Annotated in this window: 23 protein-coding genes; all 23 read right to left on the bottom strand. The window is 70.9% G+C overall.

The annotated features are described in order from the left end of the window. The gene (rplW, locus tag JOE43_RS01480; RefSeq protein ID WP_056057391.1) at positions 1-300 is read right to left on the bottom strand and encodes a 50S ribosomal protein L23; all 300 of its coding nucleotides are present in this window, start codon (positions 298-300) and stop codon (positions 1-3) included. Beyond that, positions 297-962: a 50S ribosomal protein L4 gene (rplD, locus tag JOE43_RS01485; RefSeq protein WP_209514095.1), complete on the bottom strand. Its 666-nt coding sequence runs from the start codon at positions 960-962 to the stop codon at positions 297-299. Before rplD ends, rplW begins: the two co-directional genes overlap by 4 nt. Before the next feature lie 3 nt (positions 963-965). After that, positions 966-1,622, bottom strand: coding sequence for a 50S ribosomal protein L3 (gene rplC / locus JOE43_RS01490; protein ID WP_056057397.1), 657 nt, complete (start codon positions 1,620-1,622; stop codon positions 966-968). Positions 1,623-1,632: 10 nt separating this feature from the next. Next, positions 1,633-1,941, bottom strand: a complete 309-nt coding sequence (gene rpsJ, locus JOE43_RS01495; RefSeq protein ID WP_043593369.1) for a 30S ribosomal protein S10 — start codon at positions 1,939-1,941, stop codon at positions 1,633-1,635. Positions 1,942-2,419: 478 nt separating this feature from the next. Continuing rightward, the gene (locus JOE43_RS01500) at positions 2,420-3,256 is read right to left on the bottom strand and encodes a DarT ssDNA thymidine ADP-ribosyltransferase family protein (protein WP_209514097.1); all 837 of its coding nucleotides are present in this window, start codon (positions 3,254-3,256) and stop codon (positions 2,420-2,422) included. A gap of 78 nt (positions 3,257-3,334) precedes the next feature. Beyond that, the gene (locus tag JOE43_RS01505; protein ID WP_209514099.1) at positions 3,335-4,309 is read right to left on the bottom strand and encodes a DNA topoisomerase IB; all 975 of its coding nucleotides are present in this window, start codon (positions 4,307-4,309) and stop codon (positions 3,335-3,337) included. Between the two features lie 104 nt (positions 4,310-4,413). After that, positions 4,414-4,626, bottom strand: a complete 213-nt coding sequence (locus JOE43_RS01510; RefSeq protein ID WP_209514101.1) for an Rv0909 family putative TA system antitoxin — start codon at positions 4,624-4,626, stop codon at positions 4,414-4,416. Between the two features lie 140 nt (positions 4,627-4,766). Continuing rightward, a complete protein-coding gene (gene tuf / locus JOE43_RS01515) occupies positions 4,767-5,960 on the bottom strand; it encodes an elongation factor Tu (protein ID WP_185233884.1) in 1,194 nt (397 codons plus the stop codon). A 126-nt stretch (positions 5,961-6,086) separates the two neighbouring features. Then, the gene (fusA, locus tag JOE43_RS01520) at positions 6,087-8,204 is read right to left on the bottom strand and encodes an elongation factor G (protein WP_056057409.1); all 2,118 of its coding nucleotides are present in this window, start codon (positions 8,202-8,204) and stop codon (positions 6,087-6,089) included. An 86-nt stretch (positions 8,205-8,290) separates the two neighbouring features. Then, positions 8,291-8,761, bottom strand: coding sequence for a 30S ribosomal protein S7 (rpsG, locus tag JOE43_RS01525; RefSeq protein WP_056057412.1), 471 nt, complete (start codon positions 8,759-8,761; stop codon positions 8,291-8,293). Beyond that, positions 8,761-9,135, bottom strand: a complete 375-nt coding sequence (gene rpsL / locus JOE43_RS01530; protein ID WP_043593380.1) for a 30S ribosomal protein S12 — start codon at positions 9,133-9,135, stop codon at positions 8,761-8,763. Before rpsL ends, rpsG begins: the two co-directional genes overlap by 1 nt. A 291-nt stretch (positions 9,136-9,426) precedes the next feature. Further along, positions 9,427-10,002: a DUF6121 family protein gene (locus tag JOE43_RS01535; protein WP_209514102.1), complete on the bottom strand. Its 576-nt coding sequence runs from the start codon at positions 10,000-10,002 to the stop codon at positions 9,427-9,429. 118 nt (positions 10,003-10,120) lie between these two features. Then, complete coding sequence (locus JOE43_RS01540; RefSeq protein WP_209514104.1) at positions 10,121-11,470, bottom strand: NHL repeat-containing protein; 1,350 nt, start codon at positions 11,468-11,470, stop codon at positions 10,121-10,123. 423 nt (positions 11,471-11,893) lie between these two features. After that, positions 11,894-12,670, bottom strand: coding sequence for a hypothetical protein (locus tag JOE43_RS01545; RefSeq protein ID WP_209514106.1), 777 nt, complete (start codon positions 12,668-12,670; stop codon positions 11,894-11,896). Between the two features lies 1 nt (position 12,671). Beyond that, positions 12,672-13,331, bottom strand: coding sequence for a hypothetical protein (locus JOE43_RS01550; protein WP_156370125.1), 660 nt, complete (start codon positions 13,329-13,331; stop codon positions 12,672-12,674). After that, positions 13,328-14,377 carry a type IV pilus assembly protein PilM gene (gene pilM, locus JOE43_RS01555; RefSeq protein ID WP_209514108.1) on the bottom strand — a complete coding sequence of 350 codons (1,050 nt, stop codon included), beginning with the start codon at positions 14,375-14,377 and terminating at the stop codon, positions 13,328-13,330. Before pilM ends, JOE43_RS01550 begins: the two co-directional genes overlap by 4 nt. Positions 14,378-14,405: 28 nt before the next feature. Continuing rightward, a complete protein-coding gene (locus JOE43_RS01560; protein ID WP_209514109.1) occupies positions 14,406-15,248 on the bottom strand; it encodes an A24 family peptidase in 843 nt (280 codons plus the stop codon). After that, the gene (locus tag JOE43_RS01565; protein ID WP_209514111.1) at positions 15,245-17,050 is read right to left on the bottom strand and encodes a hypothetical protein; all 1,806 of its coding nucleotides are present in this window, start codon (positions 17,048-17,050) and stop codon (positions 15,245-15,247) included. Before JOE43_RS01565 ends, JOE43_RS01560 begins: the two co-directional genes overlap by 4 nt. Further along, the gene (locus JOE43_RS01570) at positions 17,047-17,736 is read right to left on the bottom strand and encodes a type II secretion system protein J (protein WP_209514113.1); all 690 of its coding nucleotides are present in this window, start codon (positions 17,734-17,736) and stop codon (positions 17,047-17,049) included. Before JOE43_RS01570 ends, JOE43_RS01565 begins: the two co-directional genes overlap by 4 nt. Continuing rightward, entirely contained in the window at positions 17,733-19,148 is a 1,416-nt protein-coding gene (locus JOE43_RS01575) for a carboxypeptidase-like regulatory domain-containing protein (protein ID WP_209514115.1), read from the bottom strand. The genes JOE43_RS01570 and JOE43_RS01575 overlap by 4 nt, the downstream gene beginning before the upstream one ends. Before the next feature lie 100 nt (positions 19,149-19,248). Further along, the gene (locus tag JOE43_RS16060; RefSeq protein WP_354555175.1) at positions 19,249-19,686 is read right to left on the bottom strand and encodes a prepilin-type N-terminal cleavage/methylation domain-containing protein; all 438 of its coding nucleotides are present in this window, start codon (positions 19,684-19,686) and stop codon (positions 19,249-19,251) included. A 261-nt stretch (positions 19,687-19,947) separates the two neighbouring features. Continuing rightward, positions 19,948-21,180: a type II secretion system F family protein gene (locus JOE43_RS01585; RefSeq protein WP_209514117.1), complete on the bottom strand. Its 1,233-nt coding sequence runs from the start codon at positions 21,178-21,180 to the stop codon at positions 19,948-19,950. Continuing rightward, on the bottom strand, positions 21,180-23,039 hold the full coding sequence (locus JOE43_RS15805; protein ID WP_280921560.1) for a type IV pilus twitching motility protein PilT: 1,860 nt from the start codon (positions 23,037-23,039) through the stop codon (positions 21,180-21,182). Before JOE43_RS15805 ends, JOE43_RS01585 begins: the two co-directional genes overlap by 1 nt. Between the last annotated feature and the right edge of the window lie 65 nt (positions 23,040-23,104).

The raw sequence follows: 23,104 nt of genomic DNA on the forward strand, positions 1-23,104 counted from the left end.
CTAGCCGACAGCCGTGAAGATGTCGATGGTGCCCGACTTGAGCGTCACGATGGCGCGCTTGGTGTCTTTGCGCTTGCCGGTGCCGAAGCGCGTGCGGCGGGTCTTGCCGACACGGTTCAGCGTGTTGATGCTGTCGACCTTGACGTTGAAGATCTTCTCGATGGCGAGCTTGATCTCGGTCTTGTTCGACCGCGGGTCCACCGTGAAGGTGTACTTGCCCTGATCGATCAGGGAGTAGCTCTTCTCGGAGACGACGGGCGCGATGATGACGTCGCGAGGGTCCTTGCCGTAGCCGCTCATGCGGTGGCCTCCTTCTGGCGCTTCGAGGCGACGAAGCCGTCGAAGGCGCTCTTCGTGAAGACGATGTCGTCGCTGACGAGCACGTCGTAGGCGTTGAGCTGGTCGTACGTGATCACGTGGACCGTGGGCACGTTGCGGACGCTCTTGCGGGTCAGCAGGTCGTCGCGGTCGATGACGACCAGGACGTGCTTGCTCGACGCGATGGTCGAGAGCAGCTCGAGGGCGACCTTGGTGGAGATCGTGTCGGCGACGAAGCTCTCGACGACGTGCACGCGGGCGCCGCGAGCACGGTCGGAGAGAGCACCGAGGAGGGCCGCGGCGATCATCTTCTTGGGGGTGCGCTGCGCGTAGTCACGCGGCTGCGGACCGTGGACGACGCCACCGCCGGTCATCTGGGGAGCACGGATCGAGCCCTGACGAGCCCGGCCGGTGCCCTTCTGCTTGAACGGCTTGCGGCCGGCGCCGGAGACCTCGCCGCGACGCTTGGTCTTGTGCGTGCCCTGACGAGCGGCGGCCTGCTGGGCGACGACGACCTGGTGGATGAGCGGGACGTTGGTGACGACGTCGAACAGCTCGGCGGGGAGCTCGACCGTGGTGCCGGTGGAGGCGCCCTTGGCGTCGATGACGTCGACCGTGGTGGCCGATGCGGTAGTGGTGGCCATGAGCTACTTCCCCTTCACGGCGGTGCGGACGAAGACGATGCGGCCACGAGCACCGGGGACGGCGCCCTTGACGAGCAGCAGACCCTTCTCGGCGTCGACGGCGTGCACCGTGAGGTTGAGGATGGTGACGCGCTCTCCACCCATGCGACCGGCCATGCGCATGCCCTTGAAGACACGGCTGGGGGTCGACGAAGCACCGATCGAGCCGGGCTTGCGGTGGTTGCGGTGGGCACCGTGCGAGGCGCTGACGCCCTTGAAGTTGTGACGCTTCATGACACCGGCGAAGCCCTTGCCCTTGGAGGTGCCGACGACGTCGACCTTCTGGCCGGCCTCGAAGGTGTCGACCGTGATCTCCTGGCCGAGTGCGTACTCGGCGGCGTCGGCGGTGCGGACCTCGGTGAGGTGGCGGCGGGGCGTGACGCCGGCGGCGTCGAAGTGGCCCGTGGAGGGCTTGTTCGACTTGCGGGGGTCGATCTGGCCGGCGGCGATCTGGACGGCGCTGTAGCCGTCCTTCTCGAGCGAGCGGATCTGGGTCACGACGTTGGGAGCGATCTCCACGACGGTGACGGGGACGAGCTTGTTGTTCTCGTCCCAGACCTGGGTCATGCCGAGCTTCTTGCCGAGCAGGCCCTTGACGTTCTTGGTGGCGCTGACAGTCATGGTCGCCCCCCTACAGCTTGATCTCGATGTTGACGTCGGCCGGGAGGTCGAGGCGCATGAGCGAGTCGACGGCCTTGGGGGTCGGGTCGACGATGTCGATCAGACGCTTGTGGGTGCGCTTCTCGAAGTGCTCGCGCGAGTCCTTGTACTTGTGGGGCGAACGGATCACGACGACCACGTTCTTCTCCGTCGGCAGCGGCACGGGGCCGACCACGGTGGCGCCCGCGCGGGTGACCGTGTCGACGATCTTGCGCGCGGAGGTGTCGATGACCTCGTGGTCGTACGACTTGAGTCGGATGCGGATCTTCTGTCCCGCCATGTGTGGCTCTCTCTCGTTCGGACGTCGCGCACCTCGGGGGCCGCCTGACGCTGTTTGCTGGGCAAACATCTGGCACGACGTGTGTCTCGCGTACCGCTGTTCTCGTGTGAAGCCATCTCGGACGCCCAGCGAGCCGTGGCTCGAGCGTGTCGGTGGCACGAGGGTGGCCCGGGGAGGGCAATCTTCGCTGTCACCGCCGCGCAGAGCTGTGCCCGAGGGCCAGCGCGCTGGAGATTCCGTTGTGAGATGTGTCCTGCTACCCGCGGCCCAGGCGACGAACGCCTGTGCACTGCCTGGCAGTGATCCGGGGCTCGGCGCTCGGCCGACCCGGAATGTTGAACTAGACGATTTTGCCACACGCGTGCATTTGCTGCAACCCGGGCGTGTCGCGGATCCGGGCGACCCCGGCGACGGGGCCGTGACGCACGGGAGGCGCGGTGCGAGCAGTCTCGCACCGCGCCTCCTCGGGGGCCGGCCGTCAGGCCGTCGCGACCTCCGCCGGGCGGAACCACGGCGGGTAGACGGCCACGCGCGGGGCGTGGTCGGACGAGTCGGCGAAGAGCTGCTTGACGCGGTCGCGCATCTTGTCGTTCGGGACGCCGACGAGCGTCACGGCCTCGAGCGACACTCCCCCGGGCACCAGCACCTCGGGCTCCAGCAGGTCGGGGTCGGCGAGCGAGAAGCGGCGCACCATCGAGGCCGCGTCGTCGAGGCCCACGGCCTGGCGGACGCCCTGGACGGCGGCGTCGCCCTCGGTGACCACGAAGCCGTCGTCGAGCGACGAGACCGGGACGACCAGCATGACGAAGTCGGTGGCCTTCGCGGCGCGCGCGGCGTCGGACCACTCGTAGCCGTCGGCGCCCGAGCGCAGGACGTCCCACGCGGAGGCGTGGGGCGACAGCGAGAACGGGACGTGCTCGGCGAGGACGACGCCGGAGGCGCTGGTCACCGAGGCGCGGAGGGCACGGGTCGCCTCCGAGCTCACGTCGAGCTCGGGCTCCGCCGCCGCGCCCGGGCGGAGGGCGCCGGCCGCGATGATGGCGGGCAGGTTCGTCACGTGGGTCCAGTGGTAGACGCGCTGCTGCGCGAAGACCGGGACGGGGGCCGCGGCCGACTGCGCCGCCACGGCGACGGCCGCGGAGTCGCGGGCGAGGGCCGGCGTGCTGCGCAGCGACTCGGGCTTGCGCGACGCGGCACGGCGCTTGGTCGTGAGGGTCCGGACCTCACCGTCGGCATCGAGCAGGGGCTCGCGCTTGCGGGGGGCGCAGATGTCGCAGAGCTCCCTCTCGAACCCGTGGATGCACTCGTCAGTCACTGCAGTAGTTCCTCTCGGGCGTCCGACTCGATCGGACGCAACCCTCTACGGTACGTCATGAGCCTGCGTGGCCGCGACTCAGCGATAGAGCAGCGAGCGCACCTCGGACTCCGCCGAGCCCAGGCGACGCGGGTCGATCGTCTCGCCGTGCTCGTACGCGTCGACGAGACGCGGGTCGACGTAGGACTTCCGCGCGATGCTCGGGGTGTTCCCCAGCACGTCCGACGCGTCGCGCATCGCCTGCGCGAGCGCCCGACGTCGCCGACCCACCGTGGGCTGCGGGCCGCTCTGCGCGAGGCTGACCGCGGCCGCGACGGTGCCGTGCAGGGTGCGGAAGTCCTTCGCGGTGAAGTCGTCGCCGGCCCGCAGCTTCACGTACTCGTTGATCTCCGACGCGTGGAGGGGCCGCCAGGGGCTCCCGGCCTCCGGTCGCCAAGCCAGGAGGCGTGAGCGGCCGCCCCGGGTCTTCAGGCTGCGCACGACCGCGGCGAGGTCGGGGTCGCGGATCTCGCTGTCCCACTCCTGGCCGCTCTTGCCGGGGAACGAGAGCGCGACCACGTCGCCGGAGACCTTCGCGTGCGAGCAGAGCAGCGTCGACAGGCCGTGGCTGCCGTGCTCCTCCGCGTAGCGCTCCGAGCCGACCCGGAGCGAACCGGTGTCGAGCATGCGGAAGGCCGCCCCGAGGGCGCGGTCGCGGACGGGCTCGTCGAGGCGGAGGTCCATCGTGACGAACCTGCGGGCCGTGGGCAGCGACTCCGCGAGGGAGAGCGCCCGGTCGAACTTGATCCGGTCCTTCTGCTCGCGCCAGGTCGGGTGGTAGATGTACTGGCGCCTTCCCGCGGCGTCCTTGCCCGTGGCCTGGACGTGCCCGTTGGGGTACGGCGCGATCCAGACGTCCGTCCACGCGGGCGGGATCCCGAGGTGGTCGAGCCGCTCCCGCACGACCGGGTCGGTGATGGTGGACCCGTCGGCGTCGCGGTAGGTGAAGCCCGTGCCCGAACGGCGGCGCGAGATGCCGGGGTGGGCCTGATCGGTGCGTCGGAGGCGCGGCATCGGTCGAGTGAACACCGTCCGGTCGAACGGTGGCCGGGTCGCCGGGGTACAGCGACGGCCCCCGGGCCCGAGGGGCTCCGAGGGCCGACGTGGGGCCGTGGGCCCTACTCGTTGCCGATCTTCTTGTCGGCGGCGTCCTTGGCCTGCTGGATCTTGTCGGAGTGCTTGCCCCCGGTGGCCTTGTCGGCAGCGCCGGCGACGGCGTCGAGGATGCGGTCGCTCACGCCCTCCGCCTTCTCGCTCTTGAGGGCGTCCTGCACCTTGCCGTCGTTGAGGAACGACTGAGCCTTGCGGGTGATGTCGTCGAAACCGGCCATGACGTCTCTCCTGTCTGCGCCGGCGCTTCCGGCGGCACCCCATGGTGACACGACCGACCCTGGTGACACGAGAGAGGGGGCCGGGCCCTCTCGGGCCCGACCCCCTCTCAGGAGATCAGCAGTGCTGGAGTGACCAGTACTTACTTGGCGATCTTGGTGACGGTGCCGGCACCGACCGTGCGACCACCCTCGCGGATGGCGAAGCGCAGGCCCTCTTCCATGGCGATGGGCTGGATCAGCTGGACGGTGATCTCAGTCGTGTCGCCGGGCATGACCATCTCGGTGCCCTCGGGCAGCGTGATGACACCCGTGACGTCGGTGGTGCGGAAGTAGAACTGCGGGCGGTAGTTCGCGTAGAACGGGTTGTGACGCCCACCCTCGTCCTTGGAGAGGATGTAGACGTTCGCCTCGAACTCGGTGTGGGGCGTGATCGAGCCGGGCTTGACCACGACCTGGCCGCGCTCGACGTCCTCGCGCTTGGTGCCGCGGAGGAGCAGGCCGACGTTCTCACCGGCGCGCGCGTCGTCGAGGGTCTTGCGGAACATCTCGATGGCGGTGACGGTCGTCTTCGACGACTTCTCCTTGATGCCGACGATCTCGACCTCGTCGTTCGGCTTCAGGATGCCGCGCTCGACACGACCGGTGATGACGGTTCCACGACCGGTGATCGTGAAGACGTCCTCGACGGGCATGAGGAAGGGCTGGTCGGTCGCGCGGACCGGCTCGGGCACGTTCTCGTCGACCTGGTCCATCAGGTCGGCGACCGTGGCGGCCCACTTCTCGTCGCCCTCGAGGGCCTTGAGAGCGGAGACCTGGACGACGGGGGCGTTGTCGCCGTCGAAGTCCTGGCTCGAGAGGAGCTCGCGCACCTCGATCTCGACGAGCTCGAGGATCTCCTCGTCGTCGACCATGTCGGACTTGTTCAGCGCCACGACGATGTAGGGAACGCCGACCTGGCGGGCGAGCAGGACGTGCTCACGCGTCTGGGGCATCGGGCCGTCGGTGGCGGCGACCACGAGGATCGCGCCGTCCATCTGAGCCGCACCGGTGATCATGTTCTTGATGTAGTCGGCGTGGCCGGGAGCGTCGACGTGAGCGTAGTGACGCTTCTCGGTCTGGTACTCGACGTGCGAGATGTTGATCGTGATGCCGCGCTGCTTCTCTTCGGGCGCGTTGTCGATCTGGTCGAAGGCCGACGCCTCGTTGAGGGTCGGGTACTTGTCGTGCAGGACCTTGGTGATCGCCGCGGTGAGCGTGGTCTTGCCGTGGTCGACGTGACCGATGGTTCCGATGTTGACGTGCGGCTTGGTCCGCTCGAACTTGGCCTTAGCCACTGTGGGTCCTCCTCAGGACTCGGTTGCAGTGGGGCCGGGGGCCGGGTCGATGACCCGGCCTACCGGACACTGCGGATTGGTGTGTGTACATGTTACGCGGTCGAGGAACGGCCGCGAGATTCGGGACTATTCGCCCTTGTTCTTCTGGATGATCTCCTCGGCCACGGCCGAGGGGACTTCCTGGTACGACTCGAACGTCATCGAGTAGACGGCACGACCCGAGGTCTTCGACCGCAGGTCTCCGACGTAGCCGAACATCTCCGACAGCGGCACGCTGGCCCGAACGACCTTCACACCACTGGCGTCTTCCATCGACGAGATCTGCCCGCGACGCGAGCTGAGGTCGCCGATGACGTCGCCCATGTACTCCTCGGGCGTACGCACCTCGACCGCCATGAGCGGCTCGAGGAGAACGGGCTGGGCCTTGCGAGCCGCCTCTTTGTAGGCGATCGACCCAGCGATCTTGAAGGCCATCTCGGACGAGTCGACGTCGTGCGCCGCACCGTCGAGGAGCAGGGCCCGGACGCCCACCGTCGGGTAGCCCGCGAGGACTCCGACCTGCATGGCGTCCTGGATGCCCGCGTCGACCGACGGGATGTACTCGCGCGGCACGCGGCCACCCGTGACCTTGTTGACGAACTCGTAGGTCGACTCGGCCGTGACCTCGAAGGGCTCCAGCGCGATCTGGACCTTGGCGAACTGGCCCGAGCCACCCGTCTGCTTCTTGTGGGTGTAGTCGTAGCGCTCGATGCCCTTCTTGAGGGTCTCGCGGTACGCGACCTGGGGCTTGCCGACGTTGGCCTCGACGTTGAACTCGCGCTTCATGCGGTCGACGAGGATGTCGAGGTGGAGCTCGCCCATGCCCTTGATGACCGTCTGGCCCGTCTCGGCGTTGAGCTCGACGCGGAACGTCGGGTCTTCTTCGGCGAGCTTCTGGATGGCCAGCGAGAGCTTCTCCTGGTCGGCCTTCGTCTTCGGCTCGATGGCGACCTCGATGACGGGCTCGGGGAAGGTCATCGACTCGAGGACGACCTGGTCCTGCGGGTCGCACAGGGTGTCGCCGGTGGTCGTGAACTTCAGGCCGATGACCGCGTAGATGTGGCCGGCGGTCACGCTGTCGACCGGGTTCTCCTTGTTGGAGTGCATCTGGAAGATCTTGCCGATGCGCTCCTTCTTGTCCTTCGTGGAGTTGACGACCTGGGCGCCCGACTCGATGGAGCCCGAGTAGACGCGGACGTAGGTGAGGCGACCGAAGAAGGGGTGCACCGCGACCTTGAAGGCGAGGGCCGAGAAGGGCTCCGTCGACTCCGGCTTGCGGATGATGACCTTCTCGGCGTCACGCACGTCGTGGCCCTCCATGGGGGGCACGTCGAGGGGCGAGGGGAGGTAGTCGATGACCGCGTCGAGCATCGGCTGCACGCCGCGGTTCTTGAAGGCCGAGCCACAGAAGATCGGGTAGACCTCGCTGTTGACCGTCAGCTTGCGGACGGCGGCCTTGATCTCGGCGACGGTGAAGTCGGTGTCGCCCTCGAGGTAGCGCTCCATGAGAGCGTCCTCCGCCTCGGCCACGCGCTCGATGAGCTTCTCGCGGTACTCGGCAGCGCGGTCGGCCAGGTCGGCCGGGATCTCCTCGATGTCGTACTTGGCACCCAGCTCGACGTCGCCCTTGGCGTCGCCGCGCCACGTCAGCGCACGCATCTCGACGAGGTCGATGACGCCCTCGAACGAGCTCTCGGCACCGATCGGCAGCTGCATGACCAGGGGCTCGGCGCCCAGGCGGTTGACGATGGTGTCGACCGTGAAGTAGAAGTCGGCGCCGAGCTTGTCCATCTTGTTGACGAAGCAGATGCGGGGCACGTCGTACTTGTCGGCCTGACGCCAGACGGTCTCCGACTGGGGCTCGACGCCCTCCTTGCCGTCGAAGACGGCGACGGCGCCGTCGAGGACGCGGAGCGAACGCTCGACCTCGACGGTGAAGTCGACGTGGCCGGGGGTGTCGATGATGTTGATCTGGTTCTTGTTCCAGAAGCACGTCGTGGCCGCCGACGTGATGGTGATGCCGCGCTCCTGCTCCTGCGCCATCCAGTCCATCGTGGCCGCACCGTCGTGGACCTCACCGATCTTGTGGGTGATGCCCGTGTAGTACAGGATGCGCTCGGTGGTCGTCGTCTTGCCAGCATCGATGTGAGCCATGATGCCGATGTTGCGGACCTTGTTCAGGTCGGTGAGCACGTCCTGTGCCACGGGTTCCTCCGAAGGGGTAGGTGGGGAGTTGTGGGAGCCGGGGAGGCGCGGTGCGGGGAGTGCCCGCACCGCACCTCATCGACTGGTTACCAGCGGTAGTGCGCGAAGGCCTTGTTGGCCTCGGCCATCTTGTGCGTGTCCTCGCGGCGCTTGACAGCGGCGCCGAGGCCGTTGGAGGCGTCGAGGATCTCGTTCATCAGGCGCTCGGTCATGGTCTTCTCACGACGAGCCTTGGCGTACGAGGTCAGCCAGCGGAGCGCCAGGGTGTTGGCGCGGTGCGGCTTGACCTCGACGGGGACCTGGTAGGTCGAGCCGCCGACGCGGCGCGAACGCACCTCGAGGGTCGGGCGCACGTTGTCGAGCGCCTTCTTCAGCGTGGCGACGGCGTCCTGGTCGTTCTTCGCGGCGACGCCGGCGAGGGCACCGTAGACGATGCGCTCGGCGAGGCCCTTCTTGCCGTCGAGGAGGATCTTGTTGACGAGCTGGCTGACGATCGGCGCCCCGTAAACGGGGTCGGCGACGACAGGGCGCTTGGGCGCGGGTCCTTTACGAGGCATTACTTCTTGTCCTTCTTCGCACCGTAGAGGCTACGAGCCTGCTTGCGGTTCTTCACGGCCTGGGTGTCGAGGGCGCCACGAACGATCTTGTAGCGCACGCCGGGGAGGTCCTTCACGCGACCGCCGCGGACGAGCACCATCGAGTGCTCCTGCAGGTTGTGGCCCTCGCCGGGGATGTAGGCGGTGACCTCGGTGCCGTTGGACAGCTTCACGCGGGCGACCTTGCGGAGCGCGGAGTTCGGCTTCTTGGGGGTGGTGGTGTACACACGGGTGCACACGCCACGCTGCTGGGGGTTGGACCGCAGGGCGGGGGCCTTGGTCTTGACGACCTTCGGCGTACGACCCTTGCGGACCAGCTGCTGGATGGTTGGCACTGGTTCTCCTAAGTTGCGCTCTGCTCGTGCAGGGCTCTGCTCTGTCCGACCGGACGGTCGGCATCCTCGTCGTGCCTCACGCCGGAGCGGCACCCGGGGGTGCTCGCCAGCGCTGAGCCCGACCGCGGCGCTGCTCGAGAGACGAGGCCGCTGGTCGTCGTGGACGGCCCAGAGGCCACCACGAGAGACGGTGCATCCGACCCCCACGACCGGGCGGACCCCGTCGTGGTGCGGATTTTTCAGGCGCGCCGTTGAGCGCACACCCGATAGAGCATAGCTTCCGGTAGGGGCTTAATCAAATGATCGTGGGCTGCCCCGGGACGGGTCGACCCGTGAGGCGGCCGCCACGCCGAGCACGACGAGCCCGGCCCACAGGGCGCTGCCGAGCAGGAACGGCGACAGGACGTACCGGCCCGCGAACAGGACGGCCGAGGCGCCGTCGTCGCGGACCAGCGCGTAGCCGACCGAGCCCACGACCAGCATGGCGGCCCAGACGAGGAGGGCGGTGACGAGGGCCGGGGGCAGGAGGCGCGGGGCCGGGGTGCGGGGCGCGCCCGCGCCGGGGCCGTCGGCGGTGCCCGTCGGGGCCGGACGGCCCGGGCCGGCAGCGTCGGCCGGCTGGGCGGGGAAGGTGCCCCGCGACTCCGGCGCCCTGCCCTCGGCCCGGTCGGCGACCGCGGCCGAGCGCATCAGCGCCAGCAGCACGACGAGCAGCGCCGCGGCCGCCATGGCGGGGCCGAGGAGCGTGCCGGCGTCGGGCTCGCTGATGACGTCACGGTCGAGGAGCAGGCTCTCGAAGCCGGCCGTCGCGATGAGGAGCGCGGCGTAGAGCACCGTGCCCATGAGTGCGTACACGGCCCTGGTCATCCCGCGAGCGTACGCCGCGCCTCCGACAGACAGGGCCCGGGACGGACGACGGGACCGCCCCGCCGCGCCTCCGGGGAGGGCGGCGGGGCGGTCCCGTCGAGCGGCGCGGCGCGCTGCGTCAGGCGCGGCGACGTGCCCGGCCGGCGCGACCGGCGGCCACGGCGGTCAGGGCGAGGCCCAGGCCGACCAGGACGGCGGCGATGCCGAGCGGCGTCGTCGTGTCGGAGCCCGTGAAGGCGAGCTCGCCGGAGGCCGGGTCCGCGGCGGCGCGGGTGGCCGTCGGGGTGAGGCGCGTCGGCGCGCCGGCGGCCGGCGTGGTCGCCGCGGGGGCGGCCGCGACGGGCGTGGACGGGGTGGTCGGCACGGCCGGCGTCACGGCTACCGGGGTCGTCGGGGTCGTCGGCGTGGTGGGCGTCGTCGGGGTGGTGGGCGTCGTCGGCGTGGTCGGGACGACGGCCGCCGCGGTGACGGTGAGGAACTGCAGGCGGTCGGTGTCGCTGTCGGCCACGACGACGGTGTCGCCGTCGACCGCGACGCCCCACGGGTTCGAGAAGGTGCAGGCGTCGGCCCCGCCGGCGCCCACGGTGGTCCAGGTGCCGCCCTCGCGGACGAGGAGGACGTCGCGGGCCTCGTCGGTCACGTAGAGGCGACCGGCGGCGTCGACGGCGATGCCCGCGGACTCGTCGAGGCGGAAGGGCACGGCGATGGTCGACACCGTGCCGTCGGCGGCGACCACGCGCACCTCGTCGGCGGGGCGGTCGATGACGTAGACGAGGCCGTCGGCGCCGACGGCGACGCCGATCGTGCCGTCGGTGGTCTGCGGGTCGCGGGCGGGCAGCACGACGGCCCACGTGGTCTCGCCGGGGGCGAGCGCGACGACCTGGTCGGTGTAGCCGGTCGTGGCGTAGACGGTGCCGTCGGCGGCGACCGCGACGCTGGTCACGCGGTCGAAGCCGGCGTAGGCGGGCAGGGCCGTCCAGACCTGGGTGTCGGGCTGGTAGCGCAGCACGCGGTCGGCCTCGGTGTCGGCGACGACGAGGCTGTCGGCGCCGGCGGCGCTGCCGTCGAACGCGAGGCCGAAGGCCTGGCCCACGGGGCCCAGGTCGGCGCCGGGCGCGGCAGCGTCGGTGTAGGTGCCGTCGGCCGCGCGCTGGTGCAGCACGCCGGTGGCCGAGTCGAGCACCCAGATGCTGTCGCGGGCCGTGTCGACCGCGACGCCCTTGGGGTAGTCGAGGCCGTCGGCGCGGCCGGGGACGTCCTCGGACGTCGTGCACGACAGCGTGGCCGGCGCGGTGGCGGCGAAGGCCGAGGGCGCGGGGAGGAGCACGACGGAGGCGGCGAGCAGGGCCGGGACGGCGACCGCGGCCAGGCGGGTGCGGCCGCGGAGCCCGCGCCTCCCGCTGTCGTCACGGGCGGAGGAGGGCAGGGCGGGGCGCGCGTCAGGGCGCGCCGACGAGGAGATCGACATTCGGGTGTGCGACTTTCGTGCGGAGTGGTTCGCGACCACGGGCGTTCGGGGCGCCCGGGACGTCGAGCTGGGTGGGCTCGGCGTCGTCGTGGTGGGTGGCCACGAGGGGCAGGTCGCGGGCACGCCCGGTCGGGATGGTCGGGCGGCTCTCCTGGAGACTACGGGCTCGGGCCCGGGAGGTCGATGTGGGCGGCGGGTGGTTCCCCCCGCCCGGGGGGCGTGGTCGCCCTCACCCGGGGTACACGGGGACCGGGCGGTCGGGCCGGTGGCGGGGGACACGGGGTCGCGGTCGTCGTCGCCGACGGGGCCGATCGGCCCCCGGACACGACGGTCGCCCGGACGACGAACGAGTGGTCACGACGTGCTCCTCCGCCGGGGCGGGAGGGCACGTCGTGACCACTCGAGGGTCGTGCAGGAGGAGGGCTACTCCCCCGCGGCCGTGCTGTCGTCGGCGTCGCCCTCGGCCTGCGCGGTCGGCGTCGTGGTGGCGTCGGTCGGGGTCGAGGCCGCGTCGAGCAGCACGTAGACGTTGCCCGAGACCGTCCAGCTGTCGGGGGCGGCGCCCTCGCTGCCGGCCTCCTCGCTGCCGGAGCTGCCGAAGGTCTCGAGGGCGAACAGCCGGCTGCCGCCCTGGAGGGCCGCGACGAAGTCGAGGGCGTCGGAGTACGAGCCCTCGACCGTGATCGAGACCGGCACGACGGAGAAGTTCGCCGCGGTGATGGCCGGGTCGCTCACGAGGTCGGGCGCCGCGGGGGCGACGGGCTCCGCGGCCGGAGCGGCCGTGGCGGCGTCGGTCGACTCGGCCGAGGCGTCCGTGGTCGCCGCGGCGTCGGCCGGGGCGGCGGCCGCCACGGGGGCGTACGCCTCGGCCTCGGTCGTCGTGATGTCGACCACGGTCGTGCTGGTCTCGTCGGAGAGCCGGCTGACCTCGCTGATGAACGTCGAGAGCGACGCCGTCGACGGGATCGCCGTCTGCAGCGTGCCGAGCTCGGACCGCAGCGCGGGCAGGGCGTCGTTGTCGGCCTGCAGCTGGGCGATCGCCGCCCGGATCTGCTCGTTCTGCGTCGTCACCGTCGTGATCTGCTCGCGCGACGCGGTGGCCGCCGAGAGCTGCGGCTGGACGCCGAGCAGGAAGCCGAGGGCGAGCACCACGACGGCGGTGCCCATCGCGGCGAACATCATGAGTCGGTTGCGGTCCACGTCAGTCGTCCTTCTCGTCGAACCGGCCCGAGAAGGCGTCGGCGGTGATGTGCATGGTGACGGTCGCCTCGTAGACGCCGTCGGAGAAGGCGACCGACCCGGGGGTCGCGTCGGCGAAGCCGGGCAGGGTCGCGAGGCCGTCGAGCCAGACCGGCACGGCGGGCAGGGTGGGGCTGGTCGCCGTGAAGACCACGGTCGCGACGCGCGAGCCCTCGAGCGGGGACGTGCCCTGAGCGTACGACTCGAGCGGCGAGGCCTGGTCGAGCGAGACGCTCGTCACGGTGACGCCGACGGGCAGGGTGCCCTGCACCGAGCGCAGGTAGGTCGCCCAGTCGATGTCGGTGGAGCCGCCGACGGCCTGGCCCGACTCGATCAGGTCGACCTGCGACTGCGTGTCGCGCACCTCGGAGAACTTCGCCTGCTGCGCGAGCAGCGTGCTCGTCTCGCTCTGGACCACGGTGAGGTCGTCGGCCGCGGAGAGCGAGCCGAGGGTGGCGGCTCCCGAGGCGACGACGGTCGCGGCCACGAGCACGACGACGCCGAGCCAGGTGCGGCGGGTGGTCGAGGCGGCGCGACGCTCGGCCCGCACCTCCGGGGGCAGCAGGTCGACGCGGGGGGCGCCTCCCACGGTGATGGCGGCGTCTCTCTTGGACGATCTCATGCGGCGCTCCCGAGGGCGAGGCCCAGGGCCACGGTCAGGTCGGAGGGGCGGGCCCGGAGGGCCTGCTCGTCGACGGTCTTGGCGACGGCGACCGTCGCGAGGGGGTCGCCGAGGGCGACGGGGAGGCGCGTGACCTCCGACAGGGCGTCGGAGAAGCCCGGCATGGCCGAGCCTCCCCCGGCGAGCAGGATGCCCGCGACGGGGTTGGCGGGCCGCGTGTTGACGAAGTACTGGACGGTGTTGCGCAGGCTGCCGAGCAGGTCGTTGGTCGACTCGAAGATGGCCGACGACGCCGCCTGCTCCTGCGGGGTGGTGACGACGGTCGAGAGGCCGCGGGCGTGCTTGAGCTGCTCGGCCGCGGCCGGGCCCGTCTCGAGCGCGGCGGCCACGGCCTGCGTGATGTCGTCGCCGCCCGAGGGGATGATGCGGACGAACTGCGGCACGCCGTCGGTCACCATGACGACCGAGGTCGTGTTGTGCCCGATCTCGACGACCGCCACCGTGCCGACCACCCGGGGGCGGTTCACGAGGAGGCGCACCGTCGCGAACGGGATGAGGTCGACGCCCAGCGTGGTCAGGCCCGCGAGCTTGCTGGCACGGACGTTGCCGAGCACGGCGTCCTTGACGGCGGCGATCAGCAGCCCGTTGACGACCGGCCCGTTGTCGCCCACTCCCTCGCTGTACGGGTAGAAGTCGAGGAGCGCGTCGGCCACCGGGACCGGCAGCATGTCCTGCACCTGGAAGGGCAGCGCCTCCTTGATCCGCTGCGGCGACATCTTCGCGACGGTGAGGTCGCGCGCCAGCACGCGCTGGTTGCCCATGCCGAGCACGACCCGCTTGCTCTTGAAGCCGCCGGCCGACCAGAGCTGCTTGAGCGACGCGGCGACCGTCTGCGGCTCGAGCACCTCGCCGCGGCTCGCCGCGCCCTCGGGCAGCTCGACCTCGGCGAAGCGGACCACGGTCGGCTTCGCCTTGTCGGCGTCGGCGACCTCGACGGCGCGCAGGGATCTGCTGCCGATGTCGATGCCCACGATGTTCTTGCCCATCAGTGCTGCTCTCTGTCAGGTCGCCTGGTCATGCCAGGCCGAGGAGGGTGAGGTAGCCGGTGGCGACGATGCCGCCGGCGAAGACGCCGACCCAGGCGCCCGCGAGCATCCAGGGTCCGAAGGGGATGCCGCCGCTGCGCTGCACCCGGCGGGTGGCCAGCAGGACGACCGAGAAGACGCCCCCGAGCAGGAAGGCCGCGAACGACCCGACGGCGAGCTCGGCCCAGCCGAGCCAGCCCAGGTAGAGGCCGAGCACGCCGGCGAGCTTGATGTCGCCGAGGGCCATGCCGCCCTTCCAGCCGAGGCCGAGGGCCAGGTAGAAGAGGAACATCGCGGCGAGGCCGACGCCGGCACGGAGGAGCGCCGCCCAGTCGCCGACCAGCGCGCTCGAGGCGGCGAGGAGGACGCCGCCGACCGCGTAGCTCGGCAGGACGATCGCGTCGGGCAGGCGGTGGTGCTCGACGTCGATGACCGCGAGCGCGACGCTCGCGCCGGCCAGCCAGAGGAAGGCGAGCAGCGCGAGGAGGCGCGACAGCAGCGGCAGGACCTCCGTCGGCACGTCGGTGAGCGGCCAGAGCCGCGCCGCGACGACGAGGAAGAAGACGCCCGTGGCGAGCTCGACGATCGGGTAGCGGGCCGAGATCGCGGCCGAGCAGTCGCGGCAGCGCCCGCGGAGGGCGAGCCAGCTGACGACGGGCACGTTGTCACGACGGCGGATCGGCGAGCTGCACGACGGGCAGGCGCTGGCCGGGCGTGCGATCGAGACGCCGGCCGGCACGCGGTGCACGACGACGTTGAGGAACGAGCCGATGAGGAGGCCGAGGCCGCCGGCGACGAACACGGCGACGAGCCAGGGGGCGGCGGCGGTCACGAGGCGGCTCCCGTCGAGCGGTAGGCGGGCAGGACCTCGGTCTGCGTGGTGATGCCGTACGACGTGGTCACCGGGCTGAGGAACTTCGGCGGCGCGAGGTAGCGCAGGCGGGTGTCGTACGCGTAGGCCTTGATGTAGCCGTTCGAGCCGTTGCGCACGACGCCACGGAAGGCCTGCGCGATCGAGCCCTTCACCGTGAGCGTGCCCCGGTCGCCGCCCCGCCCGTAGTTCTGCACGAGGAAGGAGTGGTTGACCGAGATGATCGCGGCGTCGATCTCGCGATCCGAGTCGCCGAGCAGCGAGGCACCGGTGGCGGCCGACACGGGGTTCCAGACCCACGCGACGCCGTCGGACGCCAGGCCGAGGACGTTCGTGCTCGCGTTCGTCTGCGAGTACACGACGTCACCGGTGACGTAGAGGTAGTTCTGGGCGGCCACCGTCAGCTGACCCTGGAAGGTGCCCTTGACGAAGACGTCGCCGCTGCGGGCGCCGTAGGCGCAGGCCCCGGTGCCGGGGCCGCCGGTGGTTGACGAGGTCGGGACGGACTCGCCTGCCCGGGGGTAGCCGACGTGGTTGTTGCCGCACGACGTCTCGGTGAGGTCGCCGACGGACGCGGCGGCGTTGACGTTCTGCTTCCCGGCGCCGGCGCCGGCGACGAGTACGGGGATGTTCTGCACGTAGACGATGTTGTTCGCGGGCACGGGGATCGTCGCGCCCTTGGCGGAGCCGAGCTGGCCGTCGGCCGTGCCGGGCAGCCCGCAGTCGGCGTCGGTCGTGCCCTCGGTCGCGGCGGCGTTCGAGATGCGGGTCTTCTTCGTGTACGGGGACTTCACCGTCATCTTGCCGTCGGCGGTGAAGACGATGTCGGTCGGCCCGGTGTACAGGCAGCCGGGGCGAGCGACCTCGCCGGGGATGTCGGTGCGCATCTCGCGGATCTTGTCGCCCAGGGTGTCGGGCATCAGGACGCTCGCCACCTGGTCGGGCCCAGCACCGGGGGCCCGCTCCTTGAGGAACCGCTGGCCCGAGCACGCGTAGCCGTTCGAATCGACCTGGGCGTACGAGCGGCCCGTGGTCGGGCTCGCCGTCGTGACGCCCTGCTCGAAGGTGGCCGAGCAGACGCGCATCGTGTCGTTCGAGTGCGCCGGACCGGCGATGACGTCGCCGCCGCTGAAGGCGATCTCACCGCAGGCGTCGCTCTGGGTGCGGCCCTCCCACGCGTGACGTTTGCAGTCGGCGCTCGTCTTGCCCGTGAGCGTCGGGTCCTGCGACTCGATGTCCGTGAAGTAGAGGTAGTCGATGAAGCCCTTCTGACGGAGCTCCGCGATCACCGATCGGGTCTCGCTGCCGACCTTCCCGGTCGCCCGCACGCGGAGCGCGCCCGCCGAGGCGAACTTCGAGTTGTCGACCTCGTAGCGGAACGACGCCCGGCCCGCGCTGAAGGGCACCGTGGCCCAGCTGCCGGCGGCTCCCGTGCCGAACGCGGGGTTGACCTGCGAACCGGTGGGCAGGCTCACGGGGCTCGCGGTGAGCTTGCTGAAGGGCGCGGCCGGGTTGCCGAACTGCTGGTAGCTGTTGTCGTTGGCGAGGCGCGCCTGATACTCCTCCACGCCCGCGTAGGCGGCGGAGAGGGCGGCGTTCCAGTCCTGGTCGCGGTCGGCCTTCTTCAGGCCGCTGGTCGCGACCGTCAAGGCGGTGGCCGCCATGATGATGAGCACCATGCCGAAGATCAGGGTGATGGCCATGGCCATCCCGCGGTCGTCGCGGAGACGGTCGAGGCGGAGCGCGCGGCGGAGTCGGATCACGAGACGGCCCCTCCGAGGAGGTTCGAGAGCGAGACGCTGTTCTGGAGGGTGACCGTCTGGGCGGTCTTGGCGCCGGTCCGGTCGACGGACAGGCTGATGCGCACCGAGGCGATCGTCGACATCTGGGTCGAGGAGAGGGCGCCGGAGGCGTCGGGCAGCAGCTGCTTGCCGCTGAAGTCGACGTAGCTGAAGAGCGGCGTGCCCGAGACCGCGGTCGTCAGCACGGAGCCCCCGACGACGCGCGTCGTCGCGGCTCTCGTGAATTCCCACGAGTCGGACCCGCTGGCGGTGCCGACGACGGTCGTCTCGACGAGGCTGCGGTCGGGACGGACGGTGAACGACACCTTCCGAGGGACGGTGCTGACGGAGTCCGCGGTGTTGACCGCCGAGGTCAGGGTCAGGGCCTCGGTCGAGGCCACGCTGAAGGACGGCGCCTCGGTGCCGCCGGGAGCGGGGATCGTGCGGGCGGCACGGATCGTGCGGGTGAGGTCGGCCAGGCCGGTCGACGCGACACGCGTGTTGAGATCGATCGAGCGGGCCTGGCTGGTGGCCTTGGCGAGCGAGACGAAGGTCGTCGACACCACCGTGATGACGATGCCGAAGACCATCATGGCGACGAGAAGCTCGGCGAGGCTCACGCCCGCGTCGTCGCGACGGCGGGCGAGCAGCGCGCGCAGCGCGGTCACGAGGCAGGCCTCGGGTCGAGGCTCACGACGTTCGACGACGTGCCGGAACCGCCGAGGATCGCGCCGAGCAGGGAGCCGATCAGGCCGCTCAGCGTCACGCCACGGAGGGTCGAGGTGCTGCCGCCGGAGGAGATGGCCCAGGTGCCGTAGGGCAGGGCGAGGGTGACCTCGCCTAAGTTCGTCTTGTTCTTCACCGTGAAGTTGTAGGTCTGGGGCACGGCGCAGCCTGGGTCGCCGTTGAGGGCAGCGGACGACGTCGCCCGGACGACCGAGTCGGTGCCGGCGGCCAGGCGGATGGTCACCACGCCCATGGGCAGCGGGTAGGCGGCCTTCCCGTCGGAGGCGGCCACGAAGGGCTGCACCGGAGCCGTCTTGCCCACGGCGTTGGCCGGCCAGAGCGACGGGTCGGGCGAGAGGCAGGTGCCGCCCGCCGTGCCGGTCGGTCGGTAGTCGCCTGCGACCATGCGGTAGCCGGTGGCCAGAGGGAAGAGGAAGACGTCGGACGGCGTGCCCGTGGTCGTCGTCGGAGCGGGCCCGCCGAGGACGGTCGTCTTGAGGTCGTCGGGAAGGAGGACGGAGGGACCGCTGTAGTTCGAGGCGTACTTGACGGCGTAGTCGTCGCCCGGGGCGTAGGTGAACGACACGCCTGCGGAGTCGCCCTTGACGACGACGATGCCGGTCTTGACCGGGGCCGCCGCCTGGGCGGCGTCCCGCCAGGGAGCGGCGTCAGAGCGGGAGATCGTGACCTTGTACGCCCCGGGGAGCACCTTGATGGCGACCGCGCAGCCATCAGCGTTCGTGGTGCCGGGCTTCGACGCAGCGGTGAGCGCCTTGCCGGGGCTCGACGTGGTCGTGTCGGGCTCGACGGTGACGACGAGGCCGGGGACGGGTGCGCCCTGGGCGTCCTTGACGCCGACGAGGATCGTGCCGGTGTCCTGGTCGTTGAGGCGACTGTTGGGGGCGAGGATCGTTTCGCTGCGCACGGGCGAGTCGGAGCTGCGCATGCCTTCCCACTTGACCTCGACGTGGACGTGCTTGTAGAAGAGGGATCCGTTGCCGCTCGCGGCAGCCGGGGTGCAGGTGGCGTCGACGCCGGAGGTCGTCTGCCACGACGCGGTCTGCTTGACGGTGTACATGACTCCGCCGACGCTCTTCTTCGTCTGGCCGCTGGCCACCTGGATGACGTCGGAGGTGCCGCGGGCGACGTCGACGGCCTCGGAGGCCAGGTTCGTCGCCACCTCGCGGCTACGGTTGTCGCCGGTGATCGAGAGGGTCAGGCCCACGGCCACGACGGAGCCGACGGTGATGATCGCGAAGACCAGGAGGGCGACGACCACCTCGACGAGCGAGAGGCCGGCGTCGCGGTCGGCCGGGTCGGCGGGCCGCAGCCGGTCGCTGAGGAACTGGAGCATGGTGGGTCACCTCCCGGTCGGGTCAGGGGTGGAGGAACGAGGCAGCGGGCTCGGTGGCCGGAACCTGGGTCAGGTTCCGGCCACCTTGGGGGGGGTCAGATCAGCAGGACTTCTCGGCGACGGCCGCAGTCTCGGTGATGCTGAAGATCTTCTTGGTCTTGCCGGTGCCCTGGATGCAGAAGGTCGTGCCGGCAGCCGTGGGCTGCGTGCCCGCGAAGACGAGGGTGTTGTCCGTGCTCTGCGTGTAGCCGTACTTCTGGAGGTCAGCCGCCACGAGGCTGGTGGGGAGGCTGCCCGTGTCGGTCTGGTAGGCGATGACCGCGGTCTTCGCGTTCGAGAGGTCGCTCTTCACGGAGGCGTCACGGGCGTTGTTCTGCACGCCGAGGTACACCGGGATGGCGATGGCGGCGAGGATGCCGATGATGATCACGACGACGAGGAGCTCGATGAGCGTGAAGCCCTTGTCCTTGTCGGCGGCGAGGTTCTGGCGGCGAGCGTTGAGCTTGCCCATGAGCGCGAAGTACATGAGGGAGTCCATTCCGGGTACGGGGTGCAGGGGGAGTGATCGGCAGCGGTCACTGATCACCGCCGGGAACGATGCTGCCAGCGGGCCGCCGCCCCCGGAATCCCTTGGACGGGGGGTTATGCCCTGCGACACGGCCCCAGTCCGGGGCTCCCCCGAACGGGACAGAACCCCTGGTCACGCCTCGTTCACACCCGTACGGGGCACACGCGCGGAGGACCCCCTCCGGGCGACAGGTGTCGCCCGGAGGGGGTCCGGGACAGGGCGGGCCGAGCGCTACTTGATCAGCGAGGTGATCTGGAAGATCGGCAGGTAGAGCGCGACGATCATGCCGCCGACCACGACGCCGAGGAAGGCGATCAGCAGCGGCTCGATCAGCGCGGTGAGCGACTCGGTGGTCGACTTGACCTCCTGGTCGTAGAAGTCCGCGACCTTCTCGAGCATGGTCTGCAGCGAGCCGCTGTCCTCCCCCACCGCGATCATCTGGGTCACCATCGACGGGAAGACGCCGGAGGCGGTGAGCGGGGCGGCGATGGACTCGCCCTGCCGGACCGACTCCGCGACCTCGACCAGCGCCTCCTCGAGCACGTAGTTGCCGGAGACCTCGCCCACGATCCGCAGGGCGGTGAGGATGGGGACGCCGGCGCCGATCATGTTCGAGAAGTTGCGGGCGAAGCGCGCGATCGCGATCTTGCGGAGCAGGACGCCGAAGACCGGCAGCTTGAGCTTCAGCGGGTCGAGGCGCGAGCGGACCTTGACGCTGTTCTTGTTCGTGCGCCACCAGATCGAGAACGCGATGCCGAGCACGAGGGCGACGGGCACCACGTAGGGCATCGCCTGCGACGCGTAGACGAGCATCATCGTCGGCAGCGGCAGCTTGCCGCCCAGGTTCGTGAACATGTCCTGGAAGATCGGCACGATGAAGAGCAGCATCACGACCACGGCGACGAGCGACATCACGAGCACGACGACCGGGTAGGTCATCGCCGACTTGATCGTGCCGCGGAGGGCGACCTCCTTCTCGAAGTTCTCGGCCGTCGACTCCAGCGCCTTGTCGAGGAACCCGCCGACCTCGCCCGCCTTGATCATGTTGATCATCAGGGGCGGGAAGTCCTTGTCGTGCTTGCCGACCGCGTCGGAGAACGAGACCCCGGTCTCGACGTCGTCACGCACCTCCCCCATGATCTTCGCCAGGCGCTTGCTCTCGACCTGGTCGGCGAGGATGGTCAGGGTGCGCAGCAGCGACAGGCCGGAGCCGATCATGGTCGCCATCTGGCGCGACATGACCGCGATGTCCTTCATCTTCACGGCCTTGTCGCCGAGGCCGGGGATCGACACCTCGCGCTGCAGGCCGGTGCCGGCCGCCGCCTCCGAGATCGAGATCGGCTGCACGCCCATCGTGCGCAGGCGCGTGATGACCGCGCCCTCGCTCGAGGCGTCGACCTTGCCCTTGACGACCTTGCCCGCCGTGTCGCGCCCCTTGTAGGCGTAGGCGACCGCGCCGGCCATCAGGCGTCGCCCCGCGAGAAGGCGTCGCCGAAGTCGATGCCGCTGTCGAGGCCCTGCGACTCGCTCTTGTTGATGACGCGCGTGACGAGGCGGTCGAAGCCCTCGCGGTCGTGCACCTTCTCCATCGCGGCCTTGTGCGTCACCACGCCGGTGTTGACGAGGTCGGCGAGCTTCTGGTCCATGGTGTGCATGCCGAGGTCACGGCCCGCCTGCATCGACGACGCGATCTGGTAGGTCTTGCCCTCGCGCACGAGGTTGCCGATGGCCGGCGTCATCATCATGATCTCCGTCGCGACGACCCGGCCGCGGCCGCTCGCCTTGGGCAGCAGGGTCTGGCAGACGACGCCGCGGAGCGTCGAGGCCAGCTGGGTGCGCACCTGGTCCTGCTGGTGCGGCGGGAAGACGTCGATCACGCGGTCGATCGTCTGCGCGGCGCTCTGCGTGTGCAGCGTCGCGAAGACGAGGTGGCCGGTCTCGGCGGCCGTGAGCGCCACCGAGATGGTCTCGAGGTCGCGGAGCTCGCCGATCAGGATCACGTCCGGGTCCTGGCGCAGCACGTGCTTGAGCGCGGCGGCGAAGCTGTGCGTGTCGTGCCCGACCTCGCGCTGGTTCACCAGCGAGCGCTTGTGCTGGTGCATGAACTCGATCGGGTCCTCGACCGTGACGATGTGGTCGGCCCGGGTGCGGTTCACCAGGTCGATCAGCGCGGCGAGGGTGGTCGACTTGCCGGAGCCCGTGGGGCCCGTGACGAGCACGAGGCCGCGGGGCAGCTTCGCGAAGGTCGACACCGACTCGGGCACCCCCAGCTCGTGCAGCGGCTTGATCTCGGTCGGGATGAGGCGGAACGCCGCCCCGAGCGAGCCGCGCTGCTGGTAGAAGTTCACGCGGAAGCGCGAGTCGTCGGAGAGCGACCAGGCGAAGTCGAGCTCGAGCTCGTCGTCGAAGCGCTCCTGCTGCTCGGGCGTCAGCAGGCTCGCGAGGGCCGCGGCGACCGTCTCGGCGTCCCACGGCTCGGGCGAGGTGTGCGTCGGCTGCAGGCCGCCGTCCACGCGCAGCGTGGGAGCGGCGTCGACCGTCACGTGCAGGTCGGAGGCGCCGCGCTGGACGACCTCGATCAGGGCGGCGACGAGGCCCGGGTGCGCCGTGGTGCGGGCGTGCTCGTGCAGCTCGATGCCGAGGTCGGTCGCCGAGACGACGGGCAGGGCGGCGGTGACCTGAGTCGCGGGCGAGGCCACCGGGGCGGCGTGCTGGGGCTGGGGCTGCGCCACGGCGGCGGCGACGGGGGGCACGGGGCGGGCAGCCGGAGTGGTCACGGGCGACGGGGCGGAGGCGGCGGCGTGCACGACGGGAGCCGGGGCCGGAGCCGGGGCAGCGGCCGGAGCGGCGGCCGGCTCCGCGACGGCCACCGGGGCGACGGCCACGGGCGCGACCGACGCCGGCGCGACCGACACCGTGGGCTCGTCGGCCATGTCCGCGATCGCGTCGAAGCGCGGGTCGCTCCAGCTCGGCGTGGCCGGGGCGCGCGTGAGCCCCGCCACCGCCGGCGACGACGGGGCGCGTCCGCTGCCGACCTCGGCCGCGGCGGACGCGACCGCCGCGCCGAGGGCCTCGGCGAGGCGCGCGGCCCGCCGGCTCGAGGGCGCGGGCGTCGGGGTCCAGCCCAGCACCGCCTCCTGGTCGCCCTCGAGCGCGTAGACGTGCTTCGTCGGGTCGACGGGGGGCGAGGCGGGCACGAGCGTCACCGGGGCCGGCGGCTCCCACGACGTCGCGGGCGTGTCGGTGCTGACCTCGCGGCCGGGTCGGCCGGGGGCCCACCCGTCGGCGACGTGGGGCTCGTCGGGGATGTCGTAGACGCTCATGCGGCGGCCTCCGGGGCGGTGGTGGCGGATCGGGTCTCGGGGGCGACGACGCGCGTCGCGGGAGC

The sequence above is a fragment of the Frigoribacterium sp. PvP121 genome (assembly GCF_017833115.1).
Classification (GTDB): domain Bacteria; phylum Actinomycetota; class Actinomycetes; order Actinomycetales; family Microbacteriaceae; genus Frigoribacterium; species Frigoribacterium endophyticum.

Coding starts and splice junctions, on each gene's coding strand:
- rplW (WP_056057391.1), bottom strand. CDS start 300: ATGAGCGGCTACGGCAAGGACCCTCGCGACGTCATCATCGCGCCCGTC.
- rplD (WP_209514095.1), bottom strand. CDS start 962: ATGGCCACCACTACCGCATCGGCCACCACGGTCGACGTCATCGACGCC.
- rplC (WP_056057397.1), bottom strand. CDS start 1,622: ATGACTGTCAGCGCCACCAAGAACGTCAAGGGCCTGCTCGGCAAGAAG.
- rpsJ (WP_043593369.1), bottom strand. CDS start 1,941: ATGGCGGGACAGAAGATCCGCATCCGACTCAAGTCGTACGACCACGAG.
- JOE43_RS01505 (WP_209514099.1), bottom strand. CDS start 4,309: ATGCCGCGCCTCCGACGCACCGATCAGGCCCACCCCGGCATCTCGCGC.
- JOE43_RS01510 (WP_209514101.1), bottom strand. CDS start 4,626: ATGGCCGGTTTCGACGACATCACCCGCAAGGCTCAGTCGTTCCTCAAC.
- rpsG (WP_056057412.1), bottom strand. CDS start 8,761: ATGCCTCGTAAAGGACCCGCGCCCAAGCGCCCTGTCGTCGCCGACCCC.
- JOE43_RS01535 (WP_209514102.1), bottom strand. CDS start 10,002: ATGACCAGGGCCGTGTACGCACTCATGGGCACGGTGCTCTACGCCGCG.
- JOE43_RS01540 (WP_209514104.1), bottom strand. CDS start 11,470: ATGTCGATCTCCTCGTCGGCGCGCCCTGACGCGCGCCCCGCCCTGCCC.
- JOE43_RS01550 (WP_156370125.1), bottom strand. CDS start 13,331: ATGAGATCGTCCAAGAGAGACGCCGCCATCACCGTGGGAGGCGCCCCC.
- pilM (WP_209514108.1), bottom strand. CDS start 14,377: ATGGGCAAGAACATCGTGGGCATCGACATCGGCAGCAGATCCCTGCGC.
- JOE43_RS01575 (WP_209514115.1), bottom strand. CDS start 19,148: ATGCTCCAGTTCCTCAGCGACCGGCTGCGGCCCGCCGACCCGGCCGAC.
- JOE43_RS16060 (WP_354555175.1), bottom strand. CDS start 19,686: ATGGACTCCCTCATGTACTTCGCGCTCATGGGCAAGCTCAACGCTCGC.
- JOE43_RS01585 (WP_209514117.1), bottom strand. CDS start 21,180: ATGGCCGGCGCGGTCGCCTACGCCTACAAGGGGCGCGACACGGCGGGC.
- JOE43_RS15805 (WP_280921560.1), bottom strand. CDS start 23,039: ATGAGCGTCTACGACATCCCCGACGAGCCCCACGTCGCCGACGGGTGG.